General features: G+C 56.2%; 10 protein-coding genes and 3 tRNA genes. 9 read left to right on the top strand and 4 right to left on the bottom strand.

Annotated features, from left to right (window positions below; genetic code table 11):
- Positions 1–22 precede the first annotated feature (22 nt).
- Positions 23–1,000, top strand: a complete 978-nt coding sequence (gene epmA / locus AM329_RS15225) for an elongation factor P--(R)-beta-lysine ligase (protein ID WP_003855960.1) — start codon at positions 23–25, stop codon at positions 998–1,000.
- Positions 1,001–1,178: 178 nt separating this feature from the next.
- Positions 1,179–2,678, top strand: a complete 1,500-nt coding sequence (gene yjeM / locus AM329_RS15220; protein WP_003855961.1) for a glutamate/gamma-aminobutyrate family transporter YjeM — start codon at positions 1,179–1,181, stop codon at positions 2,676–2,678.
- 36 nt (positions 2,679–2,714) lie between these two features.
- Here yjeM and mscM read toward each other — a convergent pair whose 3' ends face one another.
- From mscM to rsgA, 3 genes are all read right to left on the bottom strand, one after another.
- Positions 2,715–6,038: a miniconductance mechanosensitive channel MscM gene (mscM, locus tag AM329_RS15215; protein WP_003855962.1), complete on the bottom strand. Its 3,324-nt coding sequence runs from the start codon at positions 6,036–6,038 to the stop codon at positions 2,715–2,717.
- A gap of 19 nt (positions 6,039–6,057) precedes the next feature.
- Entirely contained in the window at positions 6,058–7,026 is a 969-nt protein-coding gene (asd, locus tag AM329_RS15210) for an archaetidylserine decarboxylase (protein WP_003855963.1), read from the bottom strand.
- A gap of 98 nt (positions 7,027–7,124) precedes the next feature.
- On the bottom strand, positions 7,125–8,177 hold the full coding sequence (gene rsgA, locus AM329_RS15205) for a small ribosomal subunit biogenesis GTPase RsgA (RefSeq protein ID WP_003855964.1): 1,053 nt from the start codon (positions 8,175–8,177) through the stop codon (positions 7,125–7,127).
- A 107-nt stretch (positions 8,178–8,284) separates the two neighbouring features.
- Here rsgA and orn point away from each other — a divergent pair, with 107 nt between their 5' ends.
- The 4 genes from orn to AM329_RS15185 all read left to right on the top strand — a co-directional run bounded on the left by orn (position 8,285) and on the right by AM329_RS15185 (position 9,344).
- The gene (orn, locus tag AM329_RS15200) at positions 8,285–8,830 is read left to right on the top strand and encodes an oligoribonuclease (RefSeq protein ID WP_003855965.1); all 546 of its coding nucleotides are present in this window, start codon (positions 8,285–8,287) and stop codon (positions 8,828–8,830) included.
- 196 nt (positions 8,831–9,026) lie between these two features.
- Positions 9,027–9,102 (top strand) — tRNA-Gly (locus AM329_RS15195).
- A gap of 45 nt (positions 9,103–9,147) precedes the next feature.
- Positions 9,148–9,223, top strand: a tRNA-Gly gene (locus AM329_RS15190).
- Positions 9,224–9,268: 45 nt separating this feature from the next.
- Positions 9,269–9,344, top strand: a tRNA-Gly gene (locus tag AM329_RS15185).
- Positions 9,345–9,614: 270 nt separating this feature from the next.
- On the opposite strand, the gene queG is transcribed toward AM329_RS15185, so the two are convergent.
- Complete coding sequence (gene queG, locus AM329_RS15180) at positions 9,615–10,754, bottom strand: tRNA epoxyqueuosine(34) reductase QueG (protein ID WP_032608352.1); 1,140 nt, start codon at positions 10,752–10,754, stop codon at positions 9,615–9,617.
- Between queG and nnr the strand changes: the two genes are divergently transcribed.
- The 3 genes from nnr to amiB are packed head-to-tail and all read left to right on the top strand — an operon-like array spanning position 10,753 to position 14,087.
- The gene (gene nnr, locus AM329_RS15175; RefSeq protein WP_032608353.1) at positions 10,753–12,276 is read left to right on the top strand and encodes a bifunctional ADP-dependent NAD(P)H-hydrate dehydratase/NAD(P)H-hydrate epimerase; all 1,524 of its coding nucleotides are present in this window, start codon (positions 10,753–10,755) and stop codon (positions 12,274–12,276) included. The genes queG and nnr overlap by 2 nt on opposite strands.
- Positions 12,269–12,730, top strand: coding sequence for a tRNA (adenosine(37)-N6)-threonylcarbamoyltransferase complex ATPase subunit type 1 TsaE (gene tsaE, locus AM329_RS15170; protein ID WP_003855970.1), 462 nt, complete (start codon positions 12,269–12,271; stop codon positions 12,728–12,730). The genes nnr and tsaE overlap by 8 nt, the downstream gene beginning before the upstream one ends.
- Positions 12,731–12,746: 16 nt before the next feature.
- Positions 12,747–14,087 carry an N-acetylmuramoyl-L-alanine amidase AmiB gene (gene amiB, locus AM329_RS15165; RefSeq protein WP_003855985.1) on the top strand — a complete coding sequence of 447 codons (1,341 nt, stop codon included), beginning with the start codon at positions 12,747–12,749 and terminating at the stop codon, positions 14,085–14,087.

Here is a 14,087-nt window from a genome sequence, read left to right as displayed (position 1 = left end):
TCTGAAAACGGAGAAATAACTCATGAGCGAAACGGCCACCTGGCAGCCGAGCGCATCCATTCCAAACCTGCTAAAGCGCGCAGCAATTATGGCGGAGATCCGCCGTTTCTTTGCCGACCGCGGCGTCCTGGAGGTGGAAACGCCGTGCATGAGTCAGGCGACGGTCACGGATATTCATCTGGTCCCGTTTGAAACCCGTTTTGTTGGCCCAGGCCACTCTCAGGGCATGAATCTGTATCTGATGACCAGCCCGGAATACCATATGAAGCGTCTGCTGGCGGCCGGGTGTGGTCCGGTCTATCAGCTGTGCCGTAGCTTCCGTAATGAAGAGATGGGCCGACACCATAATCCGGAATTCACCATGCTGGAGTGGTACCGCCCGCACTACGACATGTATCGTCTGATGAACGAAGTCGATGATCTGCTGCAACAGGTGCTGGATTGCGCGGAAGCTGAAACGCTCTCCTATCAGCAGGCCTTCCAGCGCCATCTGGAAATCGATCCGCTGTCGGCTGATAAAACACAGCTGCGTGAAGTGGCGGCAAAACTGGATCTGAGCAATGTGGCGGATAACGAAGAGGACCGCGACACGCTGTTGCAACTGCTGTTCACCTTTGGCGTTGAACCGCAAATTGGTAAAGATCGCCCGACGTTTGTCTATCACTTCCCGGCCAGCCAGGCCTCGCTGGCGCAGATCAGCACCGAAGATCACCGCGTGGCGGAACGGTTTGAGGTGTACTTCAAAGGCATTGAGCTGGCGAACGGTTTCCACGAGCTGACCGACGCGCGCGAACAGCAGCAGCGTTTCGAGCAGGATAACCGCAAGCGCAACGCGCGCGGTCTGCCGCAGCAGCCGATTGACACCAACCTGCTGGAAGCGCTTAAGGCCGGTTTACCGGACTGCTCCGGCGTGGCGCTGGGTGTGGATCGTCTGGTCATGCTGGCGCTGGGTGCCGAGCAACTGGGCGATGTGATTGCCTTTACGGTCGATCGCGCCTGAAAAAATGCCGGGTGGCGCTGTCGCTTACCCGGCCTACTCGGTCATTTAACTCTGCCACATTAAAAACTGCTCTTTTCGCTATGCACGGGTCTTTTTCTTAAATTGACTCGGATAGCCACAATATTTGTCTGGTCATCTGCTACCATCCGCGCAGTTTAATTCCGTTTCGGATGGTTATATGTCTCACTCACTCAAAAAAATGACCCTTACCGGGCTCATTCTGATGATTTTTACGTCAGTCTTTGGCTTTGCCAATAGCCCGTCCGCGTTTTATCTGATGGGCTACAGCGCGACGCCGTTTTATATCGTTTCCGCTCTGTTCTTCTTTATCCCGTTTGCGCTGATGATGGCGGAGATGGGCTCGGCGTACCGGAAAGAAGAGGGTGGCATCTATTCGTGGATGAACAACAGCGTCGGCCCCCGTTACGCGTTTATCGGTACGTTCATGTGGTTTTCATCCTACGTCGTCTGGATGGTCAGCACGGCGGCCAAGGTCTGGGTGCCGTTCTCAACGTTTCTCTTCGGTGCGGATAAAACGCAGGTCTGGTCTCTGGCGGGGCTGAGCTCCACGCAGGTGGTCGGTATTCTGGCGGTGTGCTGGATGGTGGTGGTCACGCTGGTGGCCTCGAAAGGCATCAACAAAATTGCCCGTATCACTGCCGTTGGCGGTATTTCCGTGATGTGCCTGAACCTGGTGCTGCTGCTGGTCAGCATCGCCATTCTGTGCCTGAACGGCGGGCATTTCGCACAGGAAGTCAACTTCGTTTCATCGCCTAATCCGGGTTACCAGTCCGGACTGGCCATGCTCTCCTTCGTGGTGTTTGCCATCTTTGCTTACGGTGGAATTGAAGCCGTGGGCGGCCTGGTCGACAAAACCGAAAATCCGGAAAAGAACTTCGCCAAAGGCATTATCTTTGCCGCCATCGTCATATCCATTGGCTACTCACTGGCGATTTTCCTCTGGGGCGTCAGCACCAACTGGCAGCAGGTACTGAGCAATAACACTACCAACCTCGGCAACATTACCTACGTGTTGATGAAAAGCCTGGGGGTGACGCTGGGCAACGCCATGGATCTCGCGCCGGAAACGTCGGCCACCCTGGGGATCTGGTTTGCGCGGATTACCGGTTTGTCGATGTTCCTCGCCTATACTGGCGCGTTCTTCACGCTGATCTACTCGCCGCTGAAAGCGATTATTCAGGGGACGCCAAAGGCGCTGTGGCCTGCACGTATGACTCAGCTGAACGCTGCCGGTATGCCTGCCAACGCGATGTGGATGCAGTGCATGCTGGTGTGCGTGTTCATTCTGCTGGTGTCCTTCGGCGGTGATACCGCGTCGGCGTTCTATAACAAGCTGACCCTGATGGCAAACGTATCGATGACGCTTCCGTATCTGTTCCTGACCCTGGCGTTCCCGTTCTTTAAGGCGAAGCAGGATCTGGAACGACCGTTTGTGATCTTCAAAACCCGTGCGGCGACGCTGCTGGCGACCACTGTTGTGGTGCTGGTCGTCGCGTTCGCCAACATTTTTACCGTCATTCAGCCCGTTGTTGAGGCAAATGACTGGAACAGCACGCTGTGGATGGTTGGCGGACCGATCTTCTTCTCGCTGCTGGCAATGGGGATTTATGAGCATTACCGTCGTCGCTCGACGGCCTGTGTAGCAGAAGTGGCATAAAGGATTGACCCCCTCCCGATGGGGAGGGGGAAAGGATTACAAACTTCCCGCCGGGCGCGTACGCGCCGCTGACGTCAACGTTCTTCCCGTCTTACGTCCGTCCAGCGTTTCCAGACGCATCTGGAACGGTGGGAACGGCATATCAATTCCGTGCTCGCGGAAGCCAGCCAGAATCAGCTGGTGGATCTCATGGCGCAGCGGCATACGGTGTCCCATCTCGGCGGCGTAGATACGCAGCTCGAAAATCTGGATCCCCTGCTGCAAATCAACCAGGAAGACTTCCGGCGGTGGGTTGTCGATTACCAGCGAACAGCGTTCAGCAGCCGTATACAGGATCTGCGTCACCTCTTCGCTGTTGGCATCCGACGGAGCGGGTACGGTCAGCACCACACGCGTGACGGAGTCGGACAGCGACCAGTTGATAAACTGCTCGGTGATAAATGCCTTGTTCGGGACGATGATCTCTTTACGGTCCCAGTCGCTGATGGTGGTGGCACGGGTGTTGATCCTGGTGACGCTGCCGGTGAGATCGCGGATGGTCACCGTATCACCAATTCGAATCGGCTTTTCAAACAGAATGATCAGACCAGAAACGAAGTTGGCAAAAATCTCCTGTAAACCAAAGCCCAGGCCTACGGTCAGGGCGGCAACCAGCCATTGCAGTTTTGACCATTCGATACCAATCATCGAGAAGCCGACCAGCCCACCAAACAGCATGATTAAATACTTGGTGATGGTGGTGATGGCATAGCCTGTGCCTGGGGTTAAATCCAGATGCTGCAACAGCGCCAGCTCCAGCAAGGCAGGGAAGTTACGTATCAGCTGGGTGGTGATGATCAGCACCAGAATCGCAATCAGCACGGCCCCTAAGGTGATGGGCTCCAGGCTTTCGACTCCCTGCACCGTGGATGTCACATCCCATAAAGAGATGTTCTCCAGGAAGCCAAACGCGGAGTGGATTTCTGACCACAGGTAGATCACCGACAGCAGGGCAACCAGCATCAGAATTGAGCGTACCAGCCGCAGGGACTGGGTACTTATCGCATCCAGATCCAGTTCGACGTCATCAGCGTCTGTAGTCCCTTCGGTGCTGTTGACGTGGTTTGGCTCTTCCTCACCCCGCGCGCGCTGGGCCAGAATTTCTGCGCGACGATGTTTAGCACGGTCAAACGCCAGACGACGACGCTGGATCAGCATGCCGCGGCGGATAACATGGTAGACCACCAGCAGCAGGAACCAGATGGCCACCGACGTTTCCAGTCGGGCGAGCAGCGCCTGCGACGTGGCGAGATAACCGACCGCTGCCGCCAGCATCGCCGCCAGCGGCGCGCTGAGCAGCAGGTTCCACAGCAGACGGTTTAACATGTTATCGCCGCTGCCGGTCTTGTCGAGATAGAGCGGGATCCCGGCGCGTTTCAGGCTGAGCGTCACTACCGCTAACGCCCCGCAGATCAGCATAAAGCACAGCCGTCCCAGCGAGCCGGAGAACTCCCGGTCATTGAGATTATCGAACATGATCAACGCCATAATCAGCGGCACAATCAGCCCGATACTCATCAGGTAGTAACGCATCGCCCGCGCAACGCGATTACGCGGCCAGCCAAAGTGAGCGATGAACAGACCATTTGGCCGCGCAAACGTGGCGCAAATCATCACCACCCACAGCAGCGGGACGGTGGCGGTCACGCCATCGCCAATCGCGACGGCAAGCGGGTAGGGCCAGGCTTCACGCAGTCCGTATCCGAGCGTCATCCACAGCACCGGCAGCGGAGACGCGACCAGAATTGACCAGAACACCGTACGCAACGTCAGCCAGAAGTGATCCTGCGTTACTTTTCCCACTCGGGCGCTGGAGCGCTCAAGGAAACGGGTAAAGTGACGACGGGAATAAATACTGAAGCCCACCAGAATCAGCGCCCCCAGCAACGGGAAGATAGTCTCCTTACTGGTTATCATCATTACGCTGGCGAGGCCCAGCTGGCTAAAGGTGTCCAGCGAAATGAGGCGGCGCAGATCCTGCACGATCTCAATCGGCCAGGCGAAGGTCATCGGCCGCACGTCGGACGTCCAGAAAAGGTAACGGTGCGTGGCTTCGTTGACCTCTTTCAGCGCATCCTCCAGCTGGCTATTCGAGACTTTCAGCTTGGTCAGCTCAAGGATCAGCGTATCGCCCCCCTGCAACAGGGAATTGAGCAGTTCGCGTTGGGTGCGCAGCTGCGCTTCCAGAATACGACTTTGCTCGCCGGTGAGCGGCTGTCCGTCAGCCTGACGGATCTGGCGGATTTGCGGCTGCTTGTTGAGGAGATCTTCATAATGAAGACGCTGAACACGCAGCTGCGCCATCTCCGTATCAAGCTGCTGTGGTTTTGGCATCTCTGGCAGACGGGCCACCTGCGCGCGTAACGCTTCGCCCAACAGGTTAGACGAGCCAAGCCACTGGGACTGTTCACGCAGCGTGTTGAGTGCCTGACGAACCTGAAGGGTTTGATTGGTAGCCTGACGCTGCTGCGAGGCCACCAAATCCATGCGCTGCGCCTGCTGATTCAGCGCAGCAGAAAGCTCGCGGTTAACCTTAAACTGGGCGACGATGCTGTCGGGCAGGTTAGCGCTGTTTTCGGCCAGTAACTCTGTGCTTTCCAGAGCACGTTCAGCTTCACGCTGACGCTGGCTGTTGAGTTGATTTCTCAGCGCCTGGAGATACGCATCCAGCTGCTGGCTCTGCTTCTGCGCCAGCTCGGAACGCATCCGCGACAGCTCCTGGCGGTTGTTAGCGGAAAGCTGCGCCAGCTCCAGTTCATCAACCAGGGCTTTTAGTCTGGCGGATTCCGCCTGCAACCCAAGATTTTGCGCCTGATTCTGCGGTGTGCTGCCTGTCTGCGTCCCGATGCGGCGTTCCACCTCATTTAACTGACGGCGGGCATCGGTTTGCTGCTGTGGAAGCTGACTGAGGGAATCGGCAATTTCACGCGCCCGTTCCTGCTCCTGCTGCGCCAGACGGCTTTTTTCCAGCAGCTGGCTGCTGACTTGCAGGATCTCCTGATTCAGCGCCTCGGACGTCATCCCCGCGGGGACCTGGCGTGGTTCATCGCGCAGGTTGTTTAGCTGCGAGCGCAGGGTCTGAGAGAGTTTGGGGAAATTGTCGATAACCTGTTGATACTGCTGCGCGCGCTCAAGGGAACCCTTTCGTTCCTCAAGCGCGTTCAGTGCAGACTGGAGTGACTCAACGGTCTCCGGCTGAGCGGGTTTTGCCGCTTTTGCCTGCTCCAGCTCCTGGGTTATCTGTTTGGCGTCGGGGGCCGTCGCTGCGTACGCCCCCATGCTGAGGCACCAGGCCATCAGTAATACGATAATCGGGCGCACGTCAGCGATCCTTCTGTTGTTAGCCTTCGTCTTTTTTGTCGTCAACCAGCGGGCTGGCGTCGTGCTCGGCTTTGATCTCATCTTCCGGCAACGGGGCTGGCGCAACGTCTGGTGTTGCAAAGACCTCCGTCGATACTGCCAGAGGCTGGCCGAGTTTGGTCACGGACAGGCTTTCCAGCTCGTCGACCAGGTTAACTTTGCCCGGAGCGAACAGGTTGATGACCGTTGAGCCCAGCTTGAAGCGGCCCATTTCCTGACCTTTCAGCAGGGCCACAGAACCTTCTTCTTCGCCGGCAGGCCAGGTCCAGCGCTTGATCACGCCTTCGCGTGGCGGAGTAATGGTGCCCGCCCAGACGGTTTCGATGCTGCCTACAATGGTAGCACCCACCAGAATCTGCGCCATTGGGCCAAATTCAGTATCAAACAGGCAGATGACGCGCTCGTTACGGGCAAACAGGTTAGGAACGTTTTGCGCCGTCAGGTGATTGACGGAGAACAGATCCCCCGGCACGTAGATCATCTCGCGCAGAATACCGTTACACGGCATATGCACGCGGTGGTAATCGCGCGGGGAGAGATAGGTGGTCGCGAAAGTCCCGTTACGGAACAGATCGGCCATTATGTAGTTACCGGCCAGCAGCGCTTCCAGGCTGTAGTTATGGCCTTTCGCCTGCAAAATTTTGTCGTTTTCAATTTTACCCAGCTGGCTGATCACGCCGTCCGCTGGCATCACCAGCACGTTCGGGTCGGTATTCAGCGGACGCACTTCGTCGCGCAGCGGACGCACAAAAAATTCGTTGAAGGTACGATAGCTTGCCGTATCCGGCTTCTGCGCTTCTTTCATGTCGACCTTGTAGTATTTCACGAACAGGTCGATGACCAGTTTGGTCAGCCAGCCCGCTCGTTTGCTCGCGCCCCAGCCCGCCAGGCGAGTGAGCCACAGTTTCGGCAGAATGTATTGAAGCGAAAGTTTAAATGAGTTTAACAAGGTAGCCTCCAGGCCATTGTTTTGTCGTTCCTGATCCGGCATTACGCTGCCGGAACCTGAAAAAAAGGGGACGATTTTAGCGACGCTTAGCTTAGTTGTCAGTTATCAGAATCAGAAAAGTTTTTACGCGTTTTTACCTGATCCATGCTTTCGAGAATGCGGTGGTAATTTTCGAAACGGGTTTCCGCAATTTCACCGTTCTCCACCGCTTCGCGGATGGCGCAGCCCGGATCGTTGTCATGTTTACAGTCGCGGTATTTGCAAGCGCCTAAATAGTCATGGAATTCGACAAATCCGTTAAAGATTTGTTCCGGCTCGAGGTGCCAGAGACCAAATTCACGCACGCCCGGGGAGTCAATCACATCGCCGCCGTGCGGGAAGTGATAGAGACGTGAGGCGGTGGTGGTGTGCTGGCCCAGCCCGGAGACGTCCGACACATCGTTGGTCAGGATCTCCTGCTGAAGGCCGAGCAAATTGTTAAGCAGACTGGATTTACCCACGCCGGACTGCCCTGCAAAGATGCTGATGCGGTCGGTTAGCGCATCTTCCAGCGGCTTCAGGCCGTCTTTGGTGCGGCTGGACACCATCAACACGCGATAGCCAATGTTGCGGTAAATATCCATCTGCTCATTGACAAAGGCCATGGCCTCGTCATCCAGCAGATCGATTTTATTCAGCACGATAAGCGGCTCAACCTGTAGCGTTTCGCAGGCCACCAGATAACGGTCAATAATGTTGAGTGAAAGCTCAGGCAAAATCGCCGAAACGATCACGATCTGGTTAATGTTGGCGGCAATGGGCTTCACGCCGTCGTAGAAATCCGGACGGGTCAGAACCGACGTGCGTTCATGCACGGCTTCAACGATGCCTTTAACCGTTACCCCTTCCGCCGCCTCCTTGCCCGGACGCCAGACCACGCGGTCACCGGTCACCAGGGAACGGATGGTGCGACGGATATTGCAACGGTGGATATCCCCGTCGGCAGATTCGACATCGGCGTGCATGCCGAAGCGGCTAATCACAACGCCTTCTGTCGCTTCGCCAAACAGGTTGTCGTCGTAATCGGGCTTCTCCGTAGTGGTTTTAAGACGGCGCTGGTGATTTGCATTCACGCGGCGCTGCTGCCCTTTGGAGAGTTTATTTTTACTCAATCGCGCTGGCTCCTGGTCGCCCGTAGCGGGCAAAACCTCTATGATACACTCTAATTAATACTAGTTAACCTGCTACTGCCGGTTATGCGAGAAGGGTGGAAAATAACATGAGCGCGGACGAAAACAACCTGATTTGGATCGATCTGGAGATGACCGGCCTTGATCCCGAGCGCGATCGCATTATTGAGATCGCCACACTGGTCACCGATGCCAACCTCAATATTCTGGCGGAAGGCCCAACGATTGCCGTGCACCAGTCCGATGACCAGCTTGCGCTGATGGATGAGTGGAACGTGCGTACCCATACCGGCAGCGGGCTGGTGGAACGCGTGAAGGCCAGCACCCTGGGCGACCGCGAAGCGGAGCTGGCGACGCTTGAATTTCTGAAGCAGTGGGTGCCGGCAGGAAAATCGCCTATCTGTGGCAACAGCATTGGTCAGGATCGTCGTTTCCTGTTTAAGTACATGCCGGAGCTGGAGTCCTACTTCCACTACCGCTATCTGGATGTGAGCACCCTGAAAGAGCTGGCCCGCCGCTGGAAACCGGAAATTCTCGACGGCTTCACAAAGCAGGGGACGCACCAGGCGATGGACGACATCCGTGAGTCTGTTGCGGAGCTGGCGTACTATCGCGAAAACTTTATTAAGCTCTGATTTTGCGATCCGGCGCCTTGCGTGGCCGGATTTTTGTCGCTAAATTGTTCAGCTTGCCGATTAAATAAGCACTTGAACTGAATTTCAAAAAAATCGCTTTGAGGGGGGTTGCAGCTAAACGGATTTCTCGTATAATGCGCCTCCCGTAACGACAGAGAATTACACGTTACGACAGCAACAAAAGCAGTACAGATTTGCGGGAATAGCTCAGTTGGTAGAGCACGACCTTGCCAAGGTCGGGGTCGCGAGTTCGAGTCTCGTTTCCCGCTCCAAAATTTGAAAAGTATCGCAAGATACGCCAGCACCAGAACACCCAAGCGGGAATAGCTCAGTTGGTAGAGCACGACCTTGCCAAGGTCGGGGTCGCGAGTTCGAGTCTCGTTTCCCGCTCCAAAATTTGAAAGTATCGCAAGATACGCATAGCACCAGAACACCCAAGCGGGAATAGCTCAGTTGGTAGAGCACGACCTTGCCAAGGTCGGGGTCGCGAGTTCGAGTCTCGTTTCCCGCTCCAAATTCTTCTTCATCTCCAGATTATCCACAGCGAAGTGCTTCGTTGGGGACGTTTTCTGTTGTATCTGAAATACTCTTGTGAACAGAGTTATCCACAGAAACCGTGATAAAATCAGTCTGTACGAAATGTTAGCAGGGTGAATAATATCTTCGTAATTCCCTGTAATTTATGAAGAAAATTTGATTTCAAAATGTTATTGAGATCACTTGACCTGTTTGCCAGAGCTGATGGCGCCTGAATTCTTATTTTTACTCACAGCCTGTGAATATATCACACATCCCGCGGCAGCCCTTTTTCAATCACCCTGACCAGACGCTGTTTCTTCGGTAACTGCACTTCAACTATGCCTGCATTTCGCTTCTCAATTTGCTGCGCAATCGCCCATTCTATGTGCTCATCAAGAAGTGGGTGCTCACCTCTGCGGCTTTCGAGCGCCTGAAGATTTGCCTCATCCCACGGGGCATTCCCCAGCGCAACGGCCACATTACGCAGCCAGCGCAGGTGGCCGATACGACGTATGGCGGAACCCTCCGTCACCTTCAGGAACCAGGCTTCGCTCCAGGCGAACAGTTCGATCAACTGCGAGGCATGTAACGCCTTGCGCGGACTGAAGTCTTCTTCGTCCGTCAACTGTGAATAACGGTTCCACGGACAAATCAGCTGACAGTCATCACAGCCGTAGATGCGGTTGCCAATAAGCGGACGAAACTCCTCTGGAATAGCGCCTTCCAGCTCGATAGTGAGATAAGAGATACAGCGGCGCGCATCAACGGTATACGGTTCGACAATCGCGCCCGTCGGGCAGATGGTCATACAGGCCACACAGCGGCCACAACCTTCTTCCACCGGACTGTCTACCGGAAGAGGTAAATCAATCAGTAGTTCACCCAGGAAAAAGAATGAGCCCGCGTCGCGGCTTAAGATAAGTGAGTGCTTACCTGTCCAGCCGAGCCCGGCTTTTTCGGCGATCGGGCGCTCAAGAATAGGCGCAGAATCGACAAAGGGTCTAAAATTCAGCGAAACACAGTGCTGCTGAATGGTTTCCCCGAGCTTTTTTAGACGGTTGCGCAGAAGTTTGTGGTAATCACGCCCCAGCGCGTATCGGCTGACGTAACCCAGAGAGGGATTTTTTAGCGTGCGCGCAAAGGCCGCGTTAGCGGGCAGATAGTTCATGCGTACGCTAATAACGCGCAGCGTACCCGGCAACAGCTCGTGGGGGCGGGCACGCATCATACCGTGACGCGCCATCCACTCCATCTCGCCGTGGTATTGTTTATCCAGCCATGCCTGGAGCTTAGGCTCACTGGCAGAGAGGTCGGTGTCAGTAATACCGACCTTCTGGAAGCCCAGTTCAGCACCCCACTGTTTTATTTTTTGCGCTAATTCATTGAGATCGAGGGGCTGTGACATGACGGACCATACTGTGAAGAAAAACCCCGCAAGTATACCACATTCCATCTGGCATGCGGATGACCTCCGTCGGGCCGAGAAAGAGGCCGCAGATAGCCTCGGCATTACCCTTTACGAACTGATGCAGCGCGCGGGCGAGGCGGCGTTTAACGTGGCGCGCACGGCTTATCCTGATGCCTCGCACTATCTGATCCTGTGCGGGCACGGCAATAACGGTGGCGATGGCTATGTGGTGGCTCGTCTTGCGGTGGCGGCGGGGCTGCGCGTCACCCTGATGACGCTGGAGAGCGACAAGCCGCTACCGGAAGAGGCTGGCATGGCGAGAGAGGCCTGGCTGAATGCGGGGGGCATTATTCATGCGCCTGATATTATCTGGCCCGAGGATGTCGACGTGATTGTTGATGGTCTGCTGGGGACGGGACTGATGCGCGCGCCTCGCGATGACGTCGCCGCGCTGATTACGCGCGCTAATGCGCACCCCGCCCCGGTGGTAGCGCTGGATATTCCCTCCGGCCTGATGGCACAAACCGGCGCGACGCCGGGCGTGTCGATTGAGGCGGCGCACACCGTGACCTTTATCGCCCTGAAGCCGGGGCTGCTTACCGGGAAAGCGCGGGATGTCGTGGGCACGTTACACCACAACGCCCTGGGGCTGGAAAACTGGCTGATCGGACAGGATACCCACATCACCCGCTTTGATGCCTCCCAGCTTGCACAGTGGCTACCGCCGCGTCGTCCCACCTCCCATAAGGGTGACCATGGCCGACTGCTGATTATTGGTGGCGATCATGGCACGGCAGGTGCGATTCGAATGACCGGAGAGGCCGCGTTGCGCAGCGGCGGCGGATTAATACGCGTGCTGACCCGCAGCGAAAACATTCCGCCCATTATTACCGCGCGGCCGGAGCTGATGGTCCACGAGCTTACCCCGCAGGCGATTGAAGAGGGGCTTGAGTGGGCGGACGTGGTGGTCATTGGTCCGGGCCTGGGTCAGCAGGAGTGGGGTAAACAGGCCCTGCAAAAGGCCGAGAATTTTCGTAAACCGATGCTCTGGGATGCCGACGCGCTTAACCTTCTGGCAATAAACCCGGATAAGCGTCACAATCGCATTCTGACGCCGCACCCCGGCGAAGCCGCACGGCTGCTTAACTGTAGCGTGGCAGAAATTGAAAGCGATCGCTTACTTTCAGCCCAACGTCTGGTAAAACGTTACGGAGGTGTTGCCGTTTTGAAAGGGGCGGGAACCGTTATCGCCAGCGATGATGCGATGGGCATCGTTGATGCCGGTAATGCAGGCATGGCGAGCGGCGGCATGGGCGATGTGCTCTCCGGCATCATTGGCGCATTGCTCGGACAGAAACTTCCCCCTTATGATGCAGCCTGTGCGGGCTGCGTGGCCCACGGTGCGGCGGCTGACAGGCTGGCTGCTCGTTACGGAACGCGCGGTATGCTGGCCACCGATCTTTTTTGCACGCTGCGGCGTGTTGTTAACCCGGATGTGATTGACGTAGAAAATGACTAATCGAGCGATTCCTTTACCTGATGAACAAGCCACTTTAGATCTCGGCAAGCGCGTGGCGCAGGCCTGTCAGGGGGCGACCGTCATTTATCTGTATGGTGATTTAGGCGCGGGTAAAACAACCTTCAGCCGTGGCTTTTTGCAGGCGTTAGGCCATAACGGGAACGTAAAAAGCCCGACCTACACGCTGGTGGAACCGTACACGCTTGAAAATATCATGGTGTACCACTTTGATTTATATCGTCTTGCGGACCCGGAGGAGCTGGAATTTATGGGGATCCGCGATTACTTTGCCAACGACGCCATCTGCCTGGTGGAGTGGCCGCAACAAGGTGCGGGTGTGCTGCCTGACCCGGATGTCGAAATTCACTTAGATTACCAGGCACAAGGGCGTGAGGCACGCATCAGTGCGGTTTCCTCATCAGGCTGTTCCTTACTGGCGCGTTTAGCCGGTTGAGCGTAGGGATAACGGGATGATTAATCGCGTTAAAGGTTGGGTGCTGGCTGCCACGGTCCTGCTGTGCGCGCAGGTCGGGGCGGCCAGCCTCTCGGATATTCAGGTGTCGAATGGCGATAGCCAGGCCCGCATTACGTTCAGCTTTATGGGCGATCCTGAATATGCTTTCTCACAAATCGACAGCCGCAGCGTGGCGCTCGATATTAAACAGACCGGGGTGATCCAGGGGCTGCCGCTCCAGTTCAGCGGCAACAATCTGGTGAAAAGCATCCGTTCGGGAACGCCGAAGGATACGCAGTCTCTGCGTCTGGTGGTCGATCTCACCGAAAAGGGCAAAACGAAGGCGGTTAAGCAGCAAAACGGCGCCAATTATACGGTGGTCTTTACCATTAATGCTGATGTTCCGCCGCCGCCACCGCCTGCACCTGTTGTAGCAAAACGCGTGGAAGCGCCGGTTTATACCCCAAGGCCGTCTGAGCCAGCCCGTAATCCGTTTAAATCACAAAATGACCGACTTACCGCCGTGACCAGCAGCAACACGGTGACGCGTCCGGCGGTCAGCGCGCGGCGAACACCGGTCAGTGGCGACAAAGTGATTATCGCCATCGACGCCGGACACGGCGGGCAAGATCCTGGCGCGATTGGCCCGGGCGGCACGCGGGAGAAAAACGTCACTATCGCCATTGCCCGTAAGCTGCGTGCGCTTCTGAATGACGATCCGATGTTTAAAGGGGTCATGACCCGCGACGGAGATTACTTTATTTCAGTGATGGGACGCTCGGATGTGGCGCGTAAGCAAAACGCCAACTTCCTGGTGTCGATTCACGCGGATGCTGCGCCGAACCGTAACGCCACCGGCGCGTCGGTATGGGTGCTGTCGAACCGTCGAGCCAACAGTGAAATGGCGAACTGGCTTGAAGAGCACGAGAAGCAATCTGAACTGTTAGGTGGGGCAGGCGATGTGCTGGCAAACAGCCAGGCCGATCCGTATCTCAGCCAGGCGGTACTGGATTTACAGTTCGGTCATTCTCAGCGCGTCGGGTATGATGTCGCCACTAACGTACTGAGCCAGCTGCAAAGCATTGGATCGCTGCATAAGCGTCGCCCGGAGCATGCAAGCCTTGGTGTCCTGCGTTCGCCGGATATCCCGTCGATTCTGGTAGAGACGGGCTTTATCAGTAACCATGGTGAAGAGCGTTTACTGGGAAGCGACAGCTATCAGCAGCAAATTGCCGAAGCGATTTATAACGGTCTGCGTAAATACTTTGACGCGCATCCGCTTCAGTCTGCGCCGCAGGGCGGGGCAGCCCAGACGGCAAGCGCCGCGCTGCCGGGTGAAATGACCGCGACTAATTAA

The sequence above is a fragment of the Enterobacter cloacae complex sp. AR_0002 genome, assembly GCF_001922365.1.
Taxonomy (GTDB): Bacteria; Pseudomonadota; Gammaproteobacteria; order Enterobacterales; family Enterobacteriaceae; genus Enterobacter; species Enterobacter hormaechei_C.
This window is presented reverse-complemented; position numbering and strand designations above follow the sequence as displayed.